The sequence below is a fragment of the Streptomyces umbrinus genome (assembly GCF_030817415.1).
In the GTDB taxonomy this organism is placed as follows: Bacteria; Actinomycetota; Actinomycetes; order Streptomycetales; family Streptomycetaceae; genus Streptomyces; species Streptomyces umbrinus_A.
The window spans coordinates 9,410,987-9,428,956 of record NZ_JAUSZI010000002.1 but is presented as its reverse complement, the minus strand read 5'-3'; the positions used below and the strand labels follow the sequence as shown (position 1 = coordinate 9,428,956).

At 71.2% G+C, this 17,970-nt stretch carries 13 protein-coding genes, 5 tRNA genes and 2 pseudogenes; 6 read left to right on the top strand and 14 right to left on the bottom strand.

Going from position 1 to position 17,970, the window contains the following annotated elements:
* Nucleotides 1-32 precede the first annotated feature (32 nt).
* The 5 genes from QF035_RS41655 (at nt 33) to QF035_RS41635 (ending at nt 504) form a co-directional block, all read left to right on the top strand.
* Nucleotides 33-105 (top strand) — tRNA-Gly (locus tag QF035_RS41655).
* A 39-nt stretch (nt 106-144) separates the two neighbouring features.
* Nucleotides 145-218: transfer RNA gene (locus tag QF035_RS41650), tRNA-Cys, on the top strand.
* Between the two features lies 1 nt (nt 219).
* Nucleotides 220-291, top strand: a tRNA-Val gene (locus QF035_RS41645).
* 36 nt (nt 292-327) lie between these two features.
* Nucleotides 328-399: transfer RNA gene (locus QF035_RS41640), tRNA-Val, on the top strand.
* A 30-nt stretch (nt 400-429) separates the two neighbouring features.
* Nucleotides 430-504 (top strand) — tRNA-Val (locus QF035_RS41635).
* A gap of 56 nt (nt 505-560) precedes the next feature.
* Here the strand turns inward: QF035_RS41635 and QF035_RS41630 are convergent.
* From QF035_RS41630 to QF035_RS41615, 4 genes are all read right to left on the bottom strand, one after another.
* Nucleotides 561-884, bottom strand: a complete 324-nt coding sequence (locus QF035_RS41630; protein ID WP_307526551.1) for a TFIIB-type zinc ribbon-containing protein — start codon at nt 882-884, stop codon at nt 561-563.
* A 74-nt stretch (nt 885-958) separates the two neighbouring features.
* The gene (locus tag QF035_RS41625; RefSeq protein ID WP_307526550.1) at nt 959-1,906 is read right to left on the bottom strand and encodes an aminoglycoside phosphotransferase family protein; all 948 of its coding nucleotides are present in this window, start codon (nt 1,904-1,906) and stop codon (nt 959-961) included.
* Nucleotides 1,907-2,174: 268 nt separating this feature from the next.
* Nucleotides 2,175-2,384 carry a hypothetical protein gene (locus tag QF035_RS41620; protein ID WP_055618075.1) on the bottom strand — a complete coding sequence of 70 codons (210 nt, stop codon included), beginning with the start codon at nt 2,382-2,384 and terminating at the stop codon, nt 2,175-2,177.
* Between the two features lie 232 nt (nt 2,385-2,616).
* A complete protein-coding gene (locus QF035_RS41615; protein ID WP_055511046.1) occupies nt 2,617-2,883 on the bottom strand; it encodes a hypothetical protein in 267 nt (88 codons plus the stop codon).
* Nucleotides 2,884-3,079: 196 nt separating this feature from the next.
* Between QF035_RS41615 and QF035_RS41610 the strand changes: the two genes are divergently transcribed.
* Complete coding sequence (locus tag QF035_RS41610; protein WP_307531812.1) at nt 3,080-4,357, top strand: protein kinase domain-containing protein; 1,278 nt, start codon at nt 3,080-3,082, stop codon at nt 4,355-4,357.
* Nucleotides 4,358-4,458: 101 nt separating this feature from the next.
* Here QF035_RS41610 and QF035_RS41605 read toward each other — a convergent pair whose 3' ends face one another.
* From QF035_RS41605 to QF035_RS41555, 10 genes and pseudogenes are all read right to left on the bottom strand, one after another.
* Nucleotides 4,459-5,277 carry a TrmH family RNA methyltransferase gene (locus QF035_RS41605; RefSeq protein WP_143635483.1) on the bottom strand — a complete coding sequence of 273 codons (819 nt, stop codon included), beginning with the start codon at nt 5,275-5,277 and terminating at the stop codon, nt 4,459-4,461.
* 64 nt (nt 5,278-5,341) lie between these two features.
* Entirely contained in the window at nt 5,342-6,586 is a 1,245-nt protein-coding gene (cobA, locus tag QF035_RS41600; RefSeq protein WP_307526548.1) for a uroporphyrinogen-III C-methyltransferase, read from the bottom strand.
* 242 nt (nt 6,587-6,828) lie between these two features.
* Nucleotides 6,829-10,788, bottom strand: coding sequence for a nicotinate-nucleotide--dimethylbenzimidazole phosphoribosyltransferase (gene cobT, locus QF035_RS41595; protein WP_307526546.1), 3,960 nt, complete (start codon nt 10,786-10,788; stop codon nt 6,829-6,831).
* A gap of 339 nt (nt 10,789-11,127) precedes the next feature.
* Nucleotides 11,128-12,339, bottom strand: coding sequence for a precorrin-6y C5,15-methyltransferase (decarboxylating) subunit CbiE (cbiE, locus tag QF035_RS41590; protein ID WP_307526544.1), 1,212 nt, complete (start codon nt 12,337-12,339; stop codon nt 11,128-11,130).
* Between the two features lie 175 nt (nt 12,340-12,514).
* Nucleotides 12,515-13,153 carry a GNAT family N-acetyltransferase gene (locus tag QF035_RS41585; RefSeq protein WP_307526542.1) on the bottom strand — a complete coding sequence of 213 codons (639 nt, stop codon included), beginning with the start codon at nt 13,151-13,153 and terminating at the stop codon, nt 12,515-12,517.
* A gap of 132 nt (nt 13,154-13,285) precedes the next feature.
* Nucleotides 13,286-14,083: pseudogene (locus QF035_RS55940) on the bottom strand (MetQ/NlpA family ABC transporter substrate-binding protein).
* Nucleotides 14,084-14,114: 31 nt separating this feature from the next.
* The gene (locus QF035_RS41570; protein WP_307526538.1) at nt 14,115-14,945 is read right to left on the bottom strand and encodes a MetQ/NlpA family ABC transporter substrate-binding protein; all 831 of its coding nucleotides are present in this window, start codon (nt 14,943-14,945) and stop codon (nt 14,115-14,117) included.
* 117 nt (nt 14,946-15,062) lie between these two features.
* Nucleotides 15,063-15,788 (bottom strand): methionine ABC transporter permease, encoded by a 726-nt coding sequence (locus QF035_RS41565; RefSeq protein WP_307526537.1) that lies wholly within the window; start codon nt 15,786-15,788, stop codon nt 15,063-15,065.
* Nucleotides 15,785-16,828, bottom strand: a complete 1,044-nt coding sequence (locus QF035_RS41560) for a methionine ABC transporter ATP-binding protein (protein ID WP_307526536.1) — start codon at nt 16,826-16,828, stop codon at nt 15,785-15,787. Before QF035_RS41560 ends, QF035_RS41565 begins: the two co-directional genes overlap by 4 nt.
* A 378-nt stretch (nt 16,829-17,206) precedes the next feature.
* Nucleotides 17,207-17,957: pseudogene (locus QF035_RS41555) on the bottom strand (HAD-IA family hydrolase).
* Nucleotides 17,958-17,970 lie beyond the last annotated feature (13 nt).

The window sequence follows — 17,970 nt, the reverse complement described above, 5'->3', positions numbered from 1 at the left end:
GCCGGGACGCTCACGCGAACCGGAAACGACAAGCGGACGTAGCTCAGTTGGTAGAGCGCAACCTTGCCAAGGTTGAGGTCGCCAGTTCGAACCTGGTCGTCCGCTCGCAGGAAGTGGGGGATCTTCCCGAACCCCCGCACTCCTGGTGGAGTGGCCGAGAGGCGAGGCAACGGCCTGCAAAGCCGTCTACACGGGTTCAAATCCCGTCTCCACCTCCAAGGACGATTAGCTCAGCGGGAGAGCGCTTCCCTGACACGGAAGAGGTCACTGGTTCAATCCCAGTATCGTCCACTGGATCTTCCGGTACGTTCGGCGAGATCCGATCCCGCGCGATTAGCTCAGCGGGAGAGCGCTTCCCTGACACGGAAGAGGTCACTGGTTCAATCCCAGTATCGCGCACGCACTACGCACCATCTGCAGGTCCCACCTGCGCGATTAGCTCAGCGGGAGAGCGCTTCCCTGACACGGAAGAGGTCACTGGTTCAATCCCAGTATCGCGCACCAGCCGAAGCCCCCGGCCGTCTCGTACGGTCGGGGGCTTCGTCGTTCCTCCTGGTCCGTCAGGAGGAGAAGAGCATGTGGCCGAAGCTCTTGTGACGCTTGTTGTGGCCGTAGTGACCGCCATGGCCGCCGTGACCGCCGTGCGGGGCACCCCAGGCGGGTGCGGGGGCCGCAGGGTACGCCTGCGGGGCACCTGCGGCCGGGTACGCCTGCGGGACACCAGGGGGCGGCGGTGCGGGCTGCGAGTACTGGCCCTCCAGGCGGGCCAGCGACTCCAGCTCGCCGTAGTCGAGAAATATCCCGCGGCAGCCGCTGCACTGCTCGATCTGGACGCCATTGCGGTTGTACGTGTGCATCGGCGCGTGACACTTCGGACACTGCATGCTCGGCTCAACTCCTCGCCGGTCGGTACTGCTTCCGCCAGGACAGACTCCGCCCGGCTTCGGTCGGTTGCACCCTACGTCGCGTATTCTCCCGCCAACTCCGGCGGGTGTGTGGCCATTCGGTCACAAGCGTCGATGACGGACGTTTCCACCTCGTCCAACGGGCGCTCCGCCGCGACCGACTTGGCGATCGCCAGGGCGGCGGTCTGCACGGTCAGGGCGCGGGCCGGGACGTCGAGGGCCGGCCAGGGATCGCCGTCCGCCGGGACCGCCGGGCCATCGGCCTTCTGATACGCCGTGAGGAAGCGGGCCCACTCGTCGGGCGGGAGCAGGCCGCAGGCGAACCAGGCCGCGGGGCGGGCCAGATCCCACGCGGGCTCGCCCAGGCCCAGGTCGTCGATGTCGATGAGCAGCCAGCCGCCGTCCCGCGTCCGCACCAGCTGGCCCAGGTGGAGGTCACCGTGGCACAGCGTGCGCGCGTACGGCATCGGGGCCTCGTCCCTCGCCCAGGCGGGCAGGACGGCCCAGGCGCGCAGGACCGGGGCGGCCGCCGGGTGCGGGCCTGCCGCGTGGAGGCGCGCGACGGCGCGGGCCGCCTTGGCCGGGCCGCGCATGGGCGGGAAGCCGGGCGGGAGCACGGACTGCGGCGTCCGGTGGAGCCGCGCGAGGAGGGTGGCGGCCGCCTCCCACGGGGCGGCGTCGGGGTCGTCCCGGTCCACGGGACTGCCGTACGGCCAGAAGGTGACCGGCCGTCCGTGCGACTCGACCGCGGTCGGTCTCCGCGGGGGCAGGAGGATGCCGTCGAGCCGGGGATGCGCCGCGACCGCCATCCGCGCCGCGAGCTCGCCGGAGTCGGTGTCGGCGGCGTGCGCCTTCGCCACGGTGCCGGCGTGCCGGACGACGGTGCCGTCGGGCCGGTCGGCCAGCACGGAGGTCTCCGTACCGCAGACACAGGCTTCCGCCGCCGGATGAGCGACGGCCCGCACCTTCGCCCGGAGCGCGGGCAGCAGGTCTGCGGTCACTCGGTCCCCCTCAGGTCGTACGGCGCCGGCTCCCCGTGAGCGTACGCAGACGTTGTGAGCGCCTGGGACCGCAACCATCAATTGAGGAACCACGACGGCGAGCAATTTGGTCCGCGAGAGCGGCGCCGGTCTAGGCGCAAAGGACAGCAATGCGGGCGCAGCTCCCCAGCTGCGCCCGCATTTTTGCCGTCCGCCGCACCCCCGTCCCCACGGGGTTTCATGGCCGGATGTCCCCGCCCGGACCGCTCTTCCGGGCCTGGGGCGCCGCTCAGCGCCCCAGCATCACGCCCACGGACGACGCCTGTGTGACCACTGCTTCCCAGCCGCCGAAGACGACTACGAGCAGGGTGGCCAGAGGGAGGACCATGGCCGTCGCCACCAGGGGGTGGCGTCGGCCGGACCGGCTGGAACCGAACGCGGCGCTGTACGCCTTGCGTCCCTGCGTGCGGATCATGGTCCGCGATGCTGTGTCCGCCATGGTCCCTCTCCTGACCGTTCTGTTGAGATCTCTTGGACGAGATCTGTCGAAAAGCTTCTGCTGTCTGGCAGCGGCGGGTGTCTGACCTCGGGGGACGAGTGCTGCACCCGCCGCTTGACAACAAATCTAGGCGTGGGAGGCGTGCGGGTCGTCATGCCCTCGTACCTATTACCGGGCCTCCCCGAGGATGACCGGTGACCTGCGGACTACTCCCCTGGGTGGAGAAGAGGTCCTAGGTCTCAGGGGTTTCCCGGAGGGGACGTCCGGTCTGTTCCGAGCTGTCCTCCCTCGGGACCGGCTGCTCGACGAGGGCGAGCACCCTGGTGGCCATGAAGCGGGCCGTGCGGACGACCGATCCGCTTCGGGTGACTTCGCTCACTTCGACCACCCCCCTGCGGACCGCTGTCTCCACCCGGCGGCCCGCCCGGCTTGCCACCACCTCGTACGTACGCGTCGTGTCCCCGGCGTCGACCACTATCTCCACGCGATCACCCTTCACGGGTCCAATCCCCCTTCTGCGACGGATGGTTGGGGATCCGTGCAGCTCAACGCCGCCCGGTTCCCCCGTCCCCTGACCACCTTTCAAGTTTCCCACCCGGCACTGACAATCGATCGGGCCGTGAGGGCGCGGCCTCTGCGCGCACCCGGCCGCGGAAACGTAAGCTGTGGCTCGTCAAACGGACCGGGCAGCGGGGATGGACATGGCGATGATGCGCCTGAGGCGCGAGGACCCGCGTGTCGTCGGCTCGTTCAGGCTTCACCGACGGCTCGGCGCGGGCGGGATGGGCGTTGTCTATCTGGGCTCCGACCGGCGTGGCCAGCGGGTCGCGCTGAAGGTGATCCGGCCGGACCTGGCGGAGGATCAGGAGTTCCGGTCGCGGTTCGCCCGTGAGGTGTCCGCGGCACGGCGGATCCGGGGCGGCTGCACCGCGCGGCTGGTCGCCGCGGATCTGGAAGCGGACCGGCCCTGGTTCGCGACGCAGTACGTGCCGGGACCCTCGCTGCACGACAAGGTCAACGACGAGGGCCCGCTCTGCGCGGCCGAGGTCGCGGCCGTCGGCGCCGCCCTCTCCGAGGGGCTCGTCGCCGTGCACGAGGCCGGTGTCGTCCACCGCGACCTGAAGCCGTCGAACATCCTGCTGTCCCCGAAGGGGCCACGCATCATCGACTTCGGCATCGCCTGGGCGACCGGTGCGAGCACGCTGACGCACGTCGGTACGGCGGTGGGGTCGCCCGGGTTCCTGGCGCCTGAGCAGGTGCGGGGCGCGGCGGTCACGCCGGCCACGGACGTGTTCGCCCTGGGGGCCACGCTGGCCTACGCGGCGACCCAGGACTCGCCCTTCGGGCACGGCAGTTCCGAAGTGATGCTCTACAGAGTCGTGCACGAGGAGGCGCAGCTGCACGGGGTGCCGGACGCGCTGGCCCCTCTCGTACGGGCCTGTCTGGCGAAGGACCCCGAGGAGCGGCCCAGCACGCTGCAGTTGTCGCTGCGGCTGAAGGAGATCGCGGCCCGGGAGGCACAGGGGATGGGCGACGCACGGCCGCCCGCGCCCCGTACCGCCGAGGCCGACCGGCCGACCGGGCGGCTCACCGAGAGCTACCCGGAGCAGCGCACTCAGCGGCGTACGCAGGGCACGTCCTCGCCTCGCGGGAACGGCAGCGGCGGTGCGTCGCGGTCGGGGGCCCGTCCGGCGCCCTCGCGGTCCGGTACGGGGAGTCGGCCCGGGCCGCCCCGGAGTGGGTCGGGACGTTCCGGGCCGCGGACCACCGGGACGGGGCGGCGGCCTGCCAATCCGCGGTTGTTGCGGCAGCGGTTGTTTGTGTTCGTGGTCGTGACGCTGTTGGTGGCGTTGGGGATTGCGGCGGCGCAGGGGTGTCAGGGGCCCGCCCGGGGGCTTGATCGTGGGGGCCCGGGCGGGGATGTGCGGCAGGCGCAGACGTACGGACAGAGAGCGGTTCAGCTCGGCGGGTGAGCGTTTTTTGCCGGCTGCGGGTGCGTCGTGGCTGGTCGCGCCCACGCGGCGGAGCCGCACAACGTCACAGCCCCGCGCCCCTTGCGGGGCCGTAGGCCCCTCTAACTCTGTGGTCTGCCCGTTGCCACCGCGTAGAACGCGACCGCTGCCGCCGCTCCCACGTTCAGGGAGTCGACGCCGTGGGCCATGGGGATGCGGACCCATTCGTCCGCCGCCACCAGGGCCTGGGTGGACAGGCCGTCGCCCTCCGCGCCCAGCATCAGGGCCACGCGGTCCATCTTGTGCGGGGCCGCCTCGTCCAGGGACTTGGCCTTCTCGTCCGGGGTGAGGGCGAGGAGGGTGAAGCCTGCCTCGCGGACCGTTTCCAGGCCCTTGGGCCAGGTGTCCAGACGGGCGTACGGGACGGAGAAGACCGCGCCCATGGAGACCTTCACGGAGCGGCGGTAGAGCGGGTCGGCGCAGTCGGGGGACAGCAGAACCGCGTCCATGCCGAGGGCGGCGGCGCTGCGGAAGATCGCGCCGATGTTGGTGTGGTCGTTGACCGACTCCATGACGACGACCCGGCGGGCCGTCTGGAGCAGGTCGTCCGGGGTCGGCAGCGGCTTGCGCTGCATGGAGGCGAGGGCGCCTCGGTGCACGTGGTAGCCGGTGACCTGTTCGGCGAGGTCCGGGCTGACCGCGTACACCGGGGCCGGCAGCTCGTCGATGACGTCGCGCATGACGTCGACCCACTTGGCGGAGAGCAGCATCGAGCGCATCTCGTAACCGGCGTCCTTGGCCCGTCTGATGACCTTCTCGCCCTCGGCGATGAACAGGCCCTCGGCGGGTTCTCGCTTGCGGCGCAGCTCCACGTCGGTCAGGCCCGTGTAGTCGCGCAGACGGGGGTCGGCTGGGTCCTCAACGGTGATGAGATCGGCCACAGGGTGATACTGCCTTGTCCTGGGTGTGGTGCCAACGGCTTGGAACGGGTTGGGTTACCCGGGGTTACTCGGACGCCCTCGAGGAGCTGCCCGGGCGCACGGCCACGACCTCGCCGATGACGATGACCGACGGGGGCTTCACGTTCTCGGCGAGTACGGTCTCGGCGACCGTGGCGAGCGTCGCGTCGACCCTGCGCTGCGCGGCGGTCGTGCCCTCCTGGACGACGGCCACGGGCGTGTCCGCCGACTTGCCGTTGTCCATCAACGTACGGGCGATGGCGCCGACCTTGTCCACGCCCATCAGGATGACCAGGGTGCCGCGGAGCTTGGCGAGGGCCGCCCAGTCGACCAGGGAGCGTTCGTCGTCGGGGGCGATGTGACCGCTGACGACCGTGAAGTCGTGGGCCACCCCGCGGTGGGTGACCGGGATGCCCGCCGCGCCCGGGACGGAGATCGAGCTGGAGATGCCCGGGACGACCGTGCAGGCGATGCCCGCCTCGGCCAGCGCCTGGACCTCCTCCATGCCACGGCCGTAGACGTAGGGGTCACCGCCCTTCAGACGGACGACCGCCTTGCCCTGCTTGGCGTGCTCGATCAGCGCGTTGTTGATGGCCTCCTGAGCCATGAAACGGCCGTACGGGATCTTCGCCGCGTCGATCACCTCGACGTGCGGCGGGAGTTCGGCGAGGAGGTCGCGGGGGCCGAGGCGGTCGGCGATGACCACGTCCGCCTCGGCGAGGAGGCGGCGGCCGCGGACCGTGATCAGGTCCGGGTCGCCGGGGCCGCCGCCGACCAGGGCGACGCCGGGGGTGCGGGTGCGGTGATGGGGCGCGACGAGGGTGCCGTCGCGCAGGCCCTCCACGACCGCGTCCCTGATGGCCGCCGTGTGGCGGGGGTCGCGGCCCTTCGCGTTCGTCGTGAGGACGGCGATCGTGACGCCCTCGCTGTGGCCGGTGGCCGGGGTCCAGGCCGTGGCCGCGTCCGCGTCGTCCGAGCGGACGCACCACACTCGGTGGGCCTCCGCCTCGGCGGAGGCGGCGGCGTTCGCCTCGGTGTCGCTGGTGGCGATCAGGGCGTACCAGGCTTCCGCGAGGTCGCCGGGCTCGTACGGGCGCCTTGTCCAGGTCAGCTCGCCCGCGTCCGCCATCGCCTCGACGGAGGGGGTGGCGGCCGGGGACACGAGGTGGATGTCCGCGCCTGCCGCGATGAGGGCCGGGAGGCGGCGTTGGGCCACCTGGCCGGCGCCGAGGACTACTACGCGGCGGCCGGTGAGGCGGAGGCCTACGGGGTAGGCGGGGTTTTCGGCCATGGAGGTGCGGCTCCTCATGCGGGTGGTGCGGGTGGGCGCGCTGCTGCCTTGGAGCGGGCCTGACGTGCGGATTTTATGGTGCGGGGTGGTGGGTGGCCGGGGTGGGTGGGGGTTCTTTCCCCAGGCCCGCCCCTTCCCGAAACCGGGGGCTCTGCCCCCGGACCCCCGAACCGTGCGGGTGGGTTCCTGGTTGTGCCCACCCGTTCCGCCGTGCGGAACGCCTGCCCACAACCAGGAACGGGCTACTTCTCGGTTACCCCCGCCGAGTCGAATGTCGCTACCTCGTGCATTGCTCGGGCCGCGCTCTGGACCACCGGGAGGGCCAGGAGGGCGCCTGTGCCCTCGCCGAGGCGGAGGTCGAGGTCGACCAGGGGGCGTAGGCCGAGCTTGTTGAGGGCGGCCACGTGGCCCGGTTCGGCGCTGCGGTGGCCGGCGATGCAGGCCGCGAGGACCTCGGGGGCGATGGCGCGGGCCACCAGGGCGGCGGCGCCGGCGCTGACGCCGTCCAGGATCACCGGGGTGCGCAGGGAGGCGCCGCCCAGCAGGAGGCCCACCATCGCGGCGTGCTCCAGGCCGCCGATGGCCGCGAGGACGCCGATCGGGTCGGCCGGGTCCGGCTGGTGGAGCTCCAGGGCACGGCGTACGACCTCGGTCTTGCGGGCCAGGGTCTCGTCGTTGATGCCGGTACCGCGGCCTGTGACGTCGGCCGGGTCGCTGTCCGTGAAGACGGAGATCAGGGCAGCGGAGGCGGTGGTGTTGGCGATGCCCATCTCGCCCGTGATCAGGGCCTTGTTGCCGGCCGCCACGAGGTCACGGGCCGTCTCGATGCCCACCTCGATGGCCGCCTTGACCTCCTCGCGGGTCAGCGCGGGGCCGGTCGTCATGTCGGCCGTGCCCGCGCGGACCTTGCGCGGCAGGAGGCCCGGGGTCGCGGGCAGATCGGAGGCCACGCCGACGTCCACGACGCAGACCTCGGCGCCGACCTGGTTGGCGAAGGCGTTGCAGACCGCTCCGCCGCCGAGGATGTTGGCCACCATCTGGCCGGTGACCTCCTGCGGCCACGGGGTGACGCCCTGGGCGTGGACACCGTGGTCGCCCGCGAAGATCGCGACGGCCGCGGGCTCCGGGATCGGCGGCGGGCACATCCTGGAGAGGCCCGAGAGCTGGGCGGAGATGATCTCCAGCATGCCCAGGGCCCCGGCCGGCTTGGTCATGCGCTTCTGGCGCTCCCACGCCTCACCGAGCGCCTTGGCGTCCAGCGGGCGGATGTTGGAGACGGTCTCGGCGAGCAGGTCGTGCGGCTCCTCACCGGGCAGCGCGCGACGGCCGTACGTCTCCTCGTGCACGACCCAGGAGAGCGGGCGGCGCTTGGACCAGCCCGCCTGCAGCAGCTCGGGCTCCTCCGGGAACTCGTCGACGTATCCGACACAGAGGTAGGCGACGACGTCCAGGTGCTCGGGCAGGCCCAGTTCGCGGACCATCTCCCGCTCGTCGAAGAAGCTGACCCAGCCCACGCCCAGGCCCTCGGCCCGGGCGGCGAGCCACAGGTTCTCGACCGCGAGCGCCGATGAGTACGGGGCCATCTGCGGCTGGGTGTGACGGCCGAGGGTGTGCCGGCCGCCCCGGGTCGAGTCGGCGGTGACGACGATGTTCACCGGGGTGTCGAGGATGGCCTCGATCTTCAGTTCCTTGAACTGCTTCGCGCGGCCCTTGGGCAGCGACTTGGCGTACGCCTCGCGCTGGCGCTGGGCCAGTTCGTGCATCGTGCGCCGGGTCTCCGCCGAGCGGATGACGACGAAGTCCCACGGCTGGGAGTGGCCGACGGACGGTGCCGTGTGGGCAGCTTCCAGGACCCGGAGCAGCACGTCGTGCGGGATGGGGTCGCTGCGGAAGCCGTTGCGGATGTCCCGGCGCTCGCGCATCACGCGCAGGACGGCCTCGCGCTCGGCGTCGTCGTAGCCGGGCGCGGCCGGGCCGGCGGGCTCTCTCGTCTCTGCCACGGCGGCCGTGCTCTCTTCCTGGTCGGCGGCCCTGGTGTCCAGGTCCTCCGCGTGCTGTGCGGCTACGGGCTCCGCGTCCTGGTCGTGGCCCTGGCCCTGGTGGTCCTGGTCCTCGACCGGAGCCTCCGGTACGGGAGTTGCCTCGGCCTCGGGGGCCTGCTCGGGCTCCCTGGGGGTGGGCAGGGTGAGTGCCGGTACCGGCTCCTCCGCGGGCGCGGCGTCGGGCACGGGCTCGGGCGCGGGCTGCTCGACCGGCATGACTTGCTCGACGGGCGCGAACTGTTCAGCGGTCGCGAGCTGCTCTGTGGTCGCCGCGACCGGGGCCGGCGTCTCCTCGGCGGGCTGCTCGGCGAGTTCCTCCGGGAAGGGCGGCACGGTCATGGCGTGCGGCGGGGTCGGAGCCAGGTGCGGGGTGGTCGGGATGGTGCCCTCGACCGGCACGAACTGACCGACGCGCTCTTCCGCGTGGGCCACCTCCACGGGGGCGGCCATGACGACGGCCGCTTCGTCGTGGGGCTCGTGGCCGTGGGACTCGTGGCCGTGGGACTCGTGGCCCTGGGCCGGGGCGTCGTGGCTCGGGTCGCCGTGGACCGCGAGCGGTTCGGGTGCCGCGACCTGGTCGGGTACCGCCGCCGGTTCGGGTGCCTCGGGCTGTACGGCGATGTCGACCTGGGCCGCCTGCGAGGGGTCGACGTCGGCGACGCTCACGACGGGCGCTTCCGCGGGCTCCGTGAACTGCGGGGGCTGGGCGGCCTCCTGAGCCTGGGCGGCCTCTTCCACGGCGGGCGCGGGTTCCGCCAACTGCGGTTGCTGCTGCGGGATCTCGGCCTGCGGACCGGCCTCGGCGAACTGCGCCGCATGGTCCTGGAACTGCTGCTCCGCCGCGTACGCGGCCTGCGAGTGCGGGTCCGGCTCCGCGTGCGCGGGCTGCACCTCGCCGAGCGCCTGCGGAGGCTGGTACGCCTCGGGCGCGTGCGAGCCGGTGTCGTCCGACTGCTGCGAGGCGTATGCGGCGACCGGCGCTACCGGGAACGGCGTGGGCTGCGGGAACTGGGCGAGGTCCGGAGCGGGCGCGAACTCGGGGGCGGTCTGGGCGACCTCGTGGGTCTGGGGCGTCTCCGGAGCCTGCGGGAAGAGCGAACCGTCCGCGAGCAGCGGGGCCTGCGCGTAGTCCTGGACCTGAACCGCTTCCGGGGCCTGGGCGACGGCCTCCGGTGCCTGGACCGCTTCGGGAGCCTGTACCGCTTCGGGAGCCTGCACGGCTTCGGGAACCTGCACGGCTTCGGGAACCTGCACGGCTTCCGGCTGCTGAGGAACGTACGCGGGATCCGGAGCCGGTACGGCCTCCGGGGCCGGCTCCGCCTCCGGAACGTCGGCGACGGCCTGGACCGGAGCGGGCCCGGCCTCGTGGACCTCGGCAGCGCCCGGCGGGTCCGGATGCACCTGCTGTGCCTGCTCCACCTGGGCCTGCTCGGGGGCGGGCACCTCGGCCGGAGACTGAGCGGCGGGGATTCCTTCGCCCCCCGCGAGCGGGACACCCCCGGCGTCGGAAGCGTGCGCGGCCTCCGCGACCGGCGCGGGCCCGTCGTCCGGAGTGCCACCGGCGTGCGCTCCCCCGCTCTCGGGGAAGACCGTTTCTGCAGCCGCGGCCTCCGAGCCGACCTGTGCCACCGGCGGCGCGACCTGTACCTGAGCCTGTGCTCCCCAGGGAGCCGCGCCCTGCGGCGCGATCTCGTCCCGCGGCACGTCGAGGTACTCGGGACCGACGGTGGGCGGACCGGCCTGTCGTACGGGAACGGCGTGGACCGGTGCTCCCGCCGGGCCGCGGTCGGCGAGGGAACGGACCGGGCTGCCGGCGCCGTCCGGGGTGGGCGGGCCGAGGTGCAGCGGGCGACGGGCGACGGGCGGCTGCGGAGCGGGCGAGGACATCCGGACGGCGCTGAGGTCGACCGAGCCGCTGTCGCGGCCCGCCGTCTCGTGCGGTCCCGGTTCGTGGACGGTCTCGACGACCGGCGCCGGGGCCGGCGGGGCCACTTCGTTGCCCCACGCGCCCTGGGCGCCCGGCAGCAGCAACAGGTCTTCGTCTTCGGCGGTGCTGTCGGAGAGGTAGGTGTACGCGCCGGGGGCGGGGACGCCCGGCTGCTCCACCATGCCTTGGTTCTCCGGCAGCCCCTCGCCCGGGACCTGGCCGGTGTCGGTCATGCGTACCCCTCGCCCATCGGTTAGTGCTCCAACGACCTGCTCGTCCGGAGCGGCGCACCGACCGCCCGCAATGAAGTAACGAGCATGCGTGCCGGGCGGCACGAACGACCGGTCGACAAAGCCATTAACAGGCATTGTCGCGGTCGGCCCGCCACCGCGACAGGGTGATCCGCCACGGCCCGCTGTGGACTGCGCCACGTTGCGCGTCCTCCGGTTTTCCGCCGTACCACACGCATCCCAAAACAGGTGCGTTTTCCGGACATTGACCGGCGAAATACCGGACAAGCCGAGCGCGGTGCAACGATCGGCCAGCTTACCGCGCGCGGTACGACAACCGGATCACAGGGCGCGGTCGGGCAGGAGCCCGGTGAGCAGGAACGCGACGCTCCGCTCCTTCTCCGTCCAGGCCCTGGTGTCCAGCTCGACGGACTGCAGAAGGGCGCATTCGACCTGGTAGCCGTGCTCCGTCAGGTCCCTGCCGACGAGTTCGGCGGCGTCGCGTGTCGCGGCGTGCGTGACGATCCGCTGGGGGCGCCGGTCGGCGACGGCGGAGACCACCGCGGCGCCGCCGCCCCCGACGCGTACGACGTCCGGTTCGGGCAGGTTCTCCAGGACGTGGGGCGCGCTGCCGTGGGTGATCTGGAGCTGGACGCCGAAGCGGCGGGCGGTGGCCATGGTGCGGGCGCAGGCGTTGGGATCGCGGTCGACGGCGATGACGGCGGCTCCGCAGCGCGCGGCCTCCGTGGCGAAGGCGCCGCTGCCGGAGCCGATGTCCCACACGAGGTCGCCGACGCGCGGTCCCAGGCGGGCGAGTTGGGCCGCCCGCAGTACCTCGGTCTCACCCTCGCCGAGATCACCGCCGTACACCTCGTCGGGCAGGGCCCAGCCGCGCGGTCCCGTTCCCGGGTCGCGTCCGGCGATCCAGCTGCCGCCCTCGGCGGCGGCGACGGGCCCGCCCATGACGATGACGATGTTCGGGTCGCGCCAGGTGTGGTCGGCGACCTTGTCGGAGGTCAGGATCGTGACGCGTTCGCGCGCGGTGCCCAGTTCCTCGCAGATGACGAAGGTGCGGTGGACCCCTTCGAGGAGCAGGCCCAGCTCGGCAGGGCCGGCTCCGGGCGAGGTGAAGACGGCGACCTTGGTGTGGGCGCGACACACATTCACCGCGCGTCGCAGGGTGCGCCTGTGTGCCACGACCACCTGTGCGTCGTCCCAGGGCATACCGGCACGGGCGAAGGCGGTGGCCACGGACGACACGGCCGGGACGACTTCGACCTCCAGGCCGAACTCGGGGACGCGCAGGGTGCGTACGACTCCGAAGAAGCCCGGGTCGCCGTCGGCGAGGACGACGGCCGTGCCCCGGTGGGCGGCGATGCGGCGGGCGGCGAGGGCGACGCTGCCGAGCCGGATGCGCTCGGCGCCCGCGGGGACCTCGGGGAGGACGAGGTGATGGCCCGCGCCCGCCACCAGCGTGGCGGCACCGAGAGCCGAGCGCGCCGCGTCGGTCAGCGGCGAGCCGTCCCAGCCGATCACCGTGACCCGGTCGGCCATCGTCGTCAGTCTCCTGGAGTCTTCGCAGGTCTCGGATGGGCATGCGGCCGCCAGGCAGGCATGCGGAGCCCCGTGAGCGTACCTCGGGACTTCCGGGAGCGGGGGCGCGGGTCCGCGGCCGTCCTCCGTGCGGTGGCCGTCCGGCTACGGCGTCGGTTCCGACGCGACCGCGACGTCAGTTCCAGTCGGAGTACGAGGTGAAGCCGCCGGTGTCGGCGAGCTGCTCGGCGATGCCCTCGATGTCCTCGGGGAGCAGGCCCCACACGATGAAGTCGGTGCGCAGGGTGACCCAGCTCCCGTCCTCGGTACGGGTGCGCGCTATACAGGCGTTGCGCAGGACTCCCTCGCTGATGCAGCCGATCTTCTGCGCGACCTGCTGCGAGGCGGTGTTGTCCGCGGCGGTGCGCAGCTCCAGGCGCTCGAACTTCTGGTCGCCGAAGAGCCATTGGGCGGTGGCGAGCGCCGCCTCGGACGCGTATCCCTCACCGCGCGCCCACGGGGCGACGATGTACGACAGCTCCGTGGAGCGGACATGCCAATTCGTCTTGCCCAACTGCACGATGCCGACGAGGCGTTGGGTGAGGAACTCCGTGACGGCAAGGTCGAGCCCGCGGCCGGACGTGCGCTCGCCCGGCGCGTACCGGTTGATCCAGGAGCGGGCGGCGTCCTCGGTGAAGGGCTGCGGAACGGAGGTCCAGGCCACGACCTGCTCGTCGTTCATCATCTCCGTGAGGGCCGGAATGTCCTCGTCCTCAAGAGGGCGCAGCACCAACCGCTCCGTGCTGAGGGAGATGTCGGGGAAGGTGTTAGTCATGCGCCGCTCCGTAACCATCAGGGACCGTCGGGCCTGCTGAACTGCCCAGCATGCAGCATGAAAGCACCGAACTGCACCACGGGGTCGACGACTTGTCGATGAGTCGACCCCGTGAGCGCAGGTGGAACGGCGTCAGCCCGAGGTGACCGGCAGCACCGATCTCTCGTACTCGTCCTCGATGAACTGCCTCACCTCTACGGAGGTCACGCGTTTCGCGAGCTTCTCGACGCGCGGGTCGTCCCCGTCGCCGAGTTGGTGACGGGGACGCCGCGTACGGATGTCCTGTGCGGACTCCGACACAACGACGTCCCGCTTCGGGGCCAAGCCCCTTGCCTGAGGGCGTAGTTGTTGTTGTTGACCTCCGCCCCTCACCGGAGTGGGGAGCCGCCGGTCCTCGCGGACCGACCCTTTCTGCTTCATCGCTCACTGCCGCCCCGAATGAACGGCGGGGGACGGAGTGCCGCCCAGCGGTCTTACACGAGCTCCACAGACCTTGCTTCCCGCCAGCCCGGCGGTAGGCCCATCGGCACTGCGTACCGGAGGAGTGAACACACCGTAGCACAAGGTGACTTACCGAGCACACACTGTCACCTATGCGGCCACCGGCGCGACGTCTGTGCCCTTGGACTTGTTGAAGTCGTCCAGGTAGGGCTTGTTCTGGTACAGGTTCGCGTCGAGCGAGCCCTCCTGGAGCGCGGTGTTCGGCAGGACGTAGTCCGTGAACTCCTTGATCTCCAGGTCGAGTCCGTTCTTCGCGGCGAGATCCTTCTTGATGTACGAGAGGACCTCGCCGGCCGGGACCGCGGTGGCGCCGACGACGAGGGGGCCGTCGGAACCGCCGCCGCCCGAGCCGGACTCGGAGCCGCAGGCGGTGAGCCCGAGCCCCAGGGCAAGTGCGGCCGCGGCGGCGGGAATTACGGGCTTACGCATCTGTGGTCGTCCTCGATCCTTGGAAGGGGGTTCAGAACGACGCGACGACGGAGCCGGCGTACTTGTCCGCGATGAACTTCTTGACCTCGGGCGAGGTCAGGAGCTTGGCGAGCTTCTTGACGCGCGGGTCGTCCTCGTTGCCCTTCTTGACAGCGAGGAAGTTGCCGTACGGGTTGTTCTTGGCGGACTCCAGGACGAGGGCGTCCTCGGAGGGCTTGAGGTCGGACTCGATGGCGTAGTTGCCGTTGATCACCGCGGCGTCGACGTCGTCCAGGGAGCGCGGGGTCTGGGCCGCCTCCAGCTCCTTGAACTTGAGGTTCTTCGGGTTCTTCGCGATGTCCTTGGGGGTCGCGTCGTTGCCCGCGCCGTCCTTGAGCGTGATGATCCCGTTGGCGTCGAGGAGCTTGAGCGCCCGCGCCTCGTTGACCGTGTCGTTCGGGACGGCGACCGTCGCACCGCTCTTCAGCTCGTCGGCCTTCTCGATCTTGCTGGAGTAGAGGCCGAGCGGCTCCAGGTGGACCGTGACGACGGGCACGATGTCGGTGCCGTTCTTCTTGTTGAAGTCGTCGAGGTACGGCTGGTTCTGGAAGTAGTTGGCGCCGACGGAGCCGTCCTGGGTCGCCGTGTTCGGCAGGACGTAGTCGGTGAACTCCTTGACCTGCAGGTCGAGGCCCGCGTCCTTCGCCAGGTTGTCCTTGACGTAGCTGAGGATCTCGGCGTGCGGGACCGGGCTCGCGGCGACGACCAGCGGGCCGCTCGTGTCGGCGGAGCCCGAGGCCTCCTCCGAACCGCAGGCGGTGAGACCCAGGGTGAGGGCTCCGGCGGCGAGGACGGCGGTGGTGATCTTGGCAGTGTTACGCACGAAAAGTGCCTTTCCTGAGGGTGTAGCGGCCCCGCGGAGGGTGTGCGGGGAGAACTGAAGGGGGGTGAGGACTGAGGGGGTGGAGGACTGAGGGGGTGGAGGCGGAAGCCGTAGGAGTCAGACGGTCTTGCTGGTCGCGGTGGCGGCCTTCAGGAGCCTGAGCCTCGGGGCGGCGCCGGACTGGCCACCTCGGCGGTGCAGCCCGCGGGCGGCGAAGTCCCCGGCGAACTGGATGAGGGAGATGACCACGGCGAGGATGCCGACGGTGATCCACATCAGGTCGGTCTCGAAGCGCTGGTAGCCGTAGCGGATGGCGATGTCACCGAGTCCGCCCGCGCCGACCGTGCCCGCCATCGCCGAGTAGCCGATGAGCGCGACGATCGTCGTCGTGGTGCTGGAGATCAGCGACGGCAGCGACTCGGGGACGAGCACCTTGCGGACGACGGTCCAGGTGTTGCCGCCCATCGACTGCACGGCCTCCACGAGCCCGCCGTCCACTTCGCGGACCGCCGTCTCGACGAGGCGCGCGAAGAAGGGGATGGCGCCGATCGCGAGCGGCACGATGGCGGCCTCACGGCCGATGGTGGTGCCGGTGATCGAGCGGGTGAAGCCCATCAGCGCGACCATCAGGATGATGAACGGCATCGAGCGGGCGACGTTCACGACCTGCCCGATGACCTTGTTCAGCACGGTGTTCTGCAGCAGGCCGCCCCGGTCCGTGAGGACCAGCAGGATGCCCAGCGGCAGACCGCCGACGACGGCGATGACCGTCGACCAGCCGACCATGTAGAGGGTGTCCCAACAGGCCTGCTCCAGCAGCGGCTGCATCTCCGACCAGGTCACTTGGCACCTTCCTTGACCAGCACGGGCGCCTGGACTGCTTTTTCGACGAAGTCGATCTGCAGCCCCTGCTCGCGCAGGAAGCCGATCGGCACGACGTTCTCCTCGTAGCGGCCGGGCAGTTCGATGCGCATCCGGCCGACCTGCTTGCCGCCGACGGTGTCCATCGCGGCGCCCAGGATCGAGATGTCGATGTTGTACGTGCGCGAGAGCTGAGAGATGACCGGCTGGGTCGCGGCGTCGCCGTGGAAGGTGACGTCGATGACCGTGCGGTCGTCGGCGGAGGCGTCGCCGCTCACCGGGAAGAGCGCGGCGGCCAGCTCGGAGCCGGGGGTGGCCAGCAGCTCGCTGACGGTGCCGGACTCGACGATCTTCCCGTTCTCCATGAGGGCGGCCGAGTCGCAGATGCTCTTGACGACGTCCATCTCGTGCGTGATGAGCAGGACGGTCAGACCCAGCTGACGGTTCAGGTCGCGCAGCAGTTGGAGGATGGAGCGGGTGGTCTCGGGGTCCAGTGCGCTGGTCGCCTCGTCGGAGAGGAGCACCTTCGGGTCGCCGGCCAGGGCGCGGGCGATGCCCACGCGCTGCTTCTGGCCGCCGGAGAGCTGGGCCGGGTAGGACCTGGCCTTGTCGGACAGGCCGACGAGGTCCAGCAGCTCCAGCGCCTTGCGGGAACGTTCCTTCCCTGACGTGCCAAGGATTTCCAGCGGTAGCTCGACGTTGTCCTGGACCGTCCGCGAGGACAGCAGGTTGAAGTGCTGGAAGACCATGCCGATGTGGCTGCGCGCCTTCCGCAGCTCCCGGCCCGCACGCGGGCCACGGCCGGCGAGGGCCGTGAGGTCCTGTCCGGCGACGGTCACGGTGCCGGCGGTGGGGCGCTCCAGGAGGTTGACGCAGCGGATGAGGGAGGACTTGCCGGCGCCGGACTGTCCGATGACGCCGTACACCTCGCCTTCGCGGACGTGCAGATCGACGCCGTCCAGGGCGGTGACCTCACGGCCGCGCGAGCGGTAGACCTTCTTCAGGCCTGTTGTCGTGATCACTGGGGTTTCCGTCACTGTCGAGTGCAGGGCGTGGGTGTGCGCCGGGCACGGGTGCATTCGGTCGGAACGCGGCACGGTTGTTCACGCGGTGGCGATGAAAGCCGGGCTTCGGCAGAACTGCGTGCGCGGGGCAGGCTCAGTCGCGTACGAAAGGGTCGTACGGGCAGACCTGAGCGGTCTCGCTTCGGGGCGCGAGGCTCTGGGTGGTGCGGGGGCCCTCTAGAAGGCGCACATTCGACACATACAGCGAGCACCGGGCGTCATGGTCGCCTCGGTCGCAAGGATGCGGCTGCTCGTCGTGGTCATGAGAAAAGTAAAGCAGACGTAGGCGCGCGACCGGGAACCGCTGTCCGCATCGCGGACAGCGGTGGACACTCCTCAGTCGCCGACGGAGATCTCCACTCCCCCGTCCGTGACCAGCGCCGACACGGCCGAGAGGTCACCGACGACGACGTCCGCGTGCAGCTCGGCGGCCTGGTGGGTTGTGGTCAATGCCACGGTGGTCATCCCGGCGGAGCGGCCGGCCCGCAGACCCGCGGGCGCGTCCTCGAAGACGACGCAGCGGGCCGGGTCCACACCGAGCCGGCGGGCGGCGAGCAGGAACGGCTCGGGGTCGGGCTTGCCGCGCGTGATGTCGTCCGCAGCGATCAGGGTCTTGGTCCGGATACCGGCCTCGTCGAGGCGGGCCTCGGCCGGCCGCCGGGTGGCGGAGGTGACGACGGCCCAGCGGATGGGGGTCCCCCCGGCTTCGAGCGAAGCCGAGAAGTTGGGGGAGGGCACGGAGTCGAGGAGCGCCCGGGTCCCCGGCAACAAATGGACACCGCCCTCGACGTCCTCGACCTCCAGCTGCTCGATGCGTACGACGGCCTCGGGGACCCTCCCCCACGCTCGGCTTCGCTCGCGCGGGGGGACCCCCATGGCGGGCAGCAGGTCGGCGGCTATCTCGGCGGCGGGGCGGCCGTGCAGCTCGACCCGGGCGAACTCCTCGGCGGTGATCCCGTACTCCTCGGCTGGGGGTCCCCCCAGGCGTTCAGCTCTGGGGGAGGGTCCAGCAGCGGTACACCGACTCCAGGGACGAGACGAGCGTTCCGTCGTTGTCGAACAGCAGGGCATCAGCTTGGATCTTCATACCCCCGACCCTA

What these genes read in the sequence shown, in the direction of transcription:
- QF035_RS41630 (WP_307526551.1), bottom strand. Translation starts at nt 884, where the DNA reads ATGCAGTGTCCGAAGTGTCACGCGCCGATGCACACGTACAACCGCAAT.
- cbiE (WP_307526544.1), bottom strand. Translation starts at nt 12,339, where the DNA reads ATGGCCGACCGGGTCACGGTGATCGGCTGGGACGGCTCGCCGCTGACC.
- QF035_RS41585 (WP_307526542.1), bottom strand. Translation starts at nt 13,153, where the DNA reads ATGACTAACACCTTCCCCGACATCTCCCTCAGCACGGAGCGGTTGGTG.
- cobT (WP_307526546.1), bottom strand. Translation starts at nt 10,788, where the DNA reads ATGACCGACACCGGCCAGGTCCCGGGCGAGGGGCTGCCGGAGAACCAA.
- QF035_RS41610 (WP_307531812.1), top strand. Translation starts at nt 3,080, where the DNA reads ATGGACATGGCGATGATGCGCCTGAGGCGCGAGGACCCGCGTGTCGTC.
- QF035_RS41620 (WP_055618075.1), bottom strand. Translation starts at nt 2,384, where the DNA reads ATGGCGGACACAGCATCGCGGACCATGATCCGCACGCAGGGACGCAAG.
- cobA (WP_307526548.1), bottom strand. Translation starts at nt 6,586, where the DNA reads ATGGCCGAAAACCCCGCCTACCCCGTAGGCCTCCGCCTCACCGGCCGC.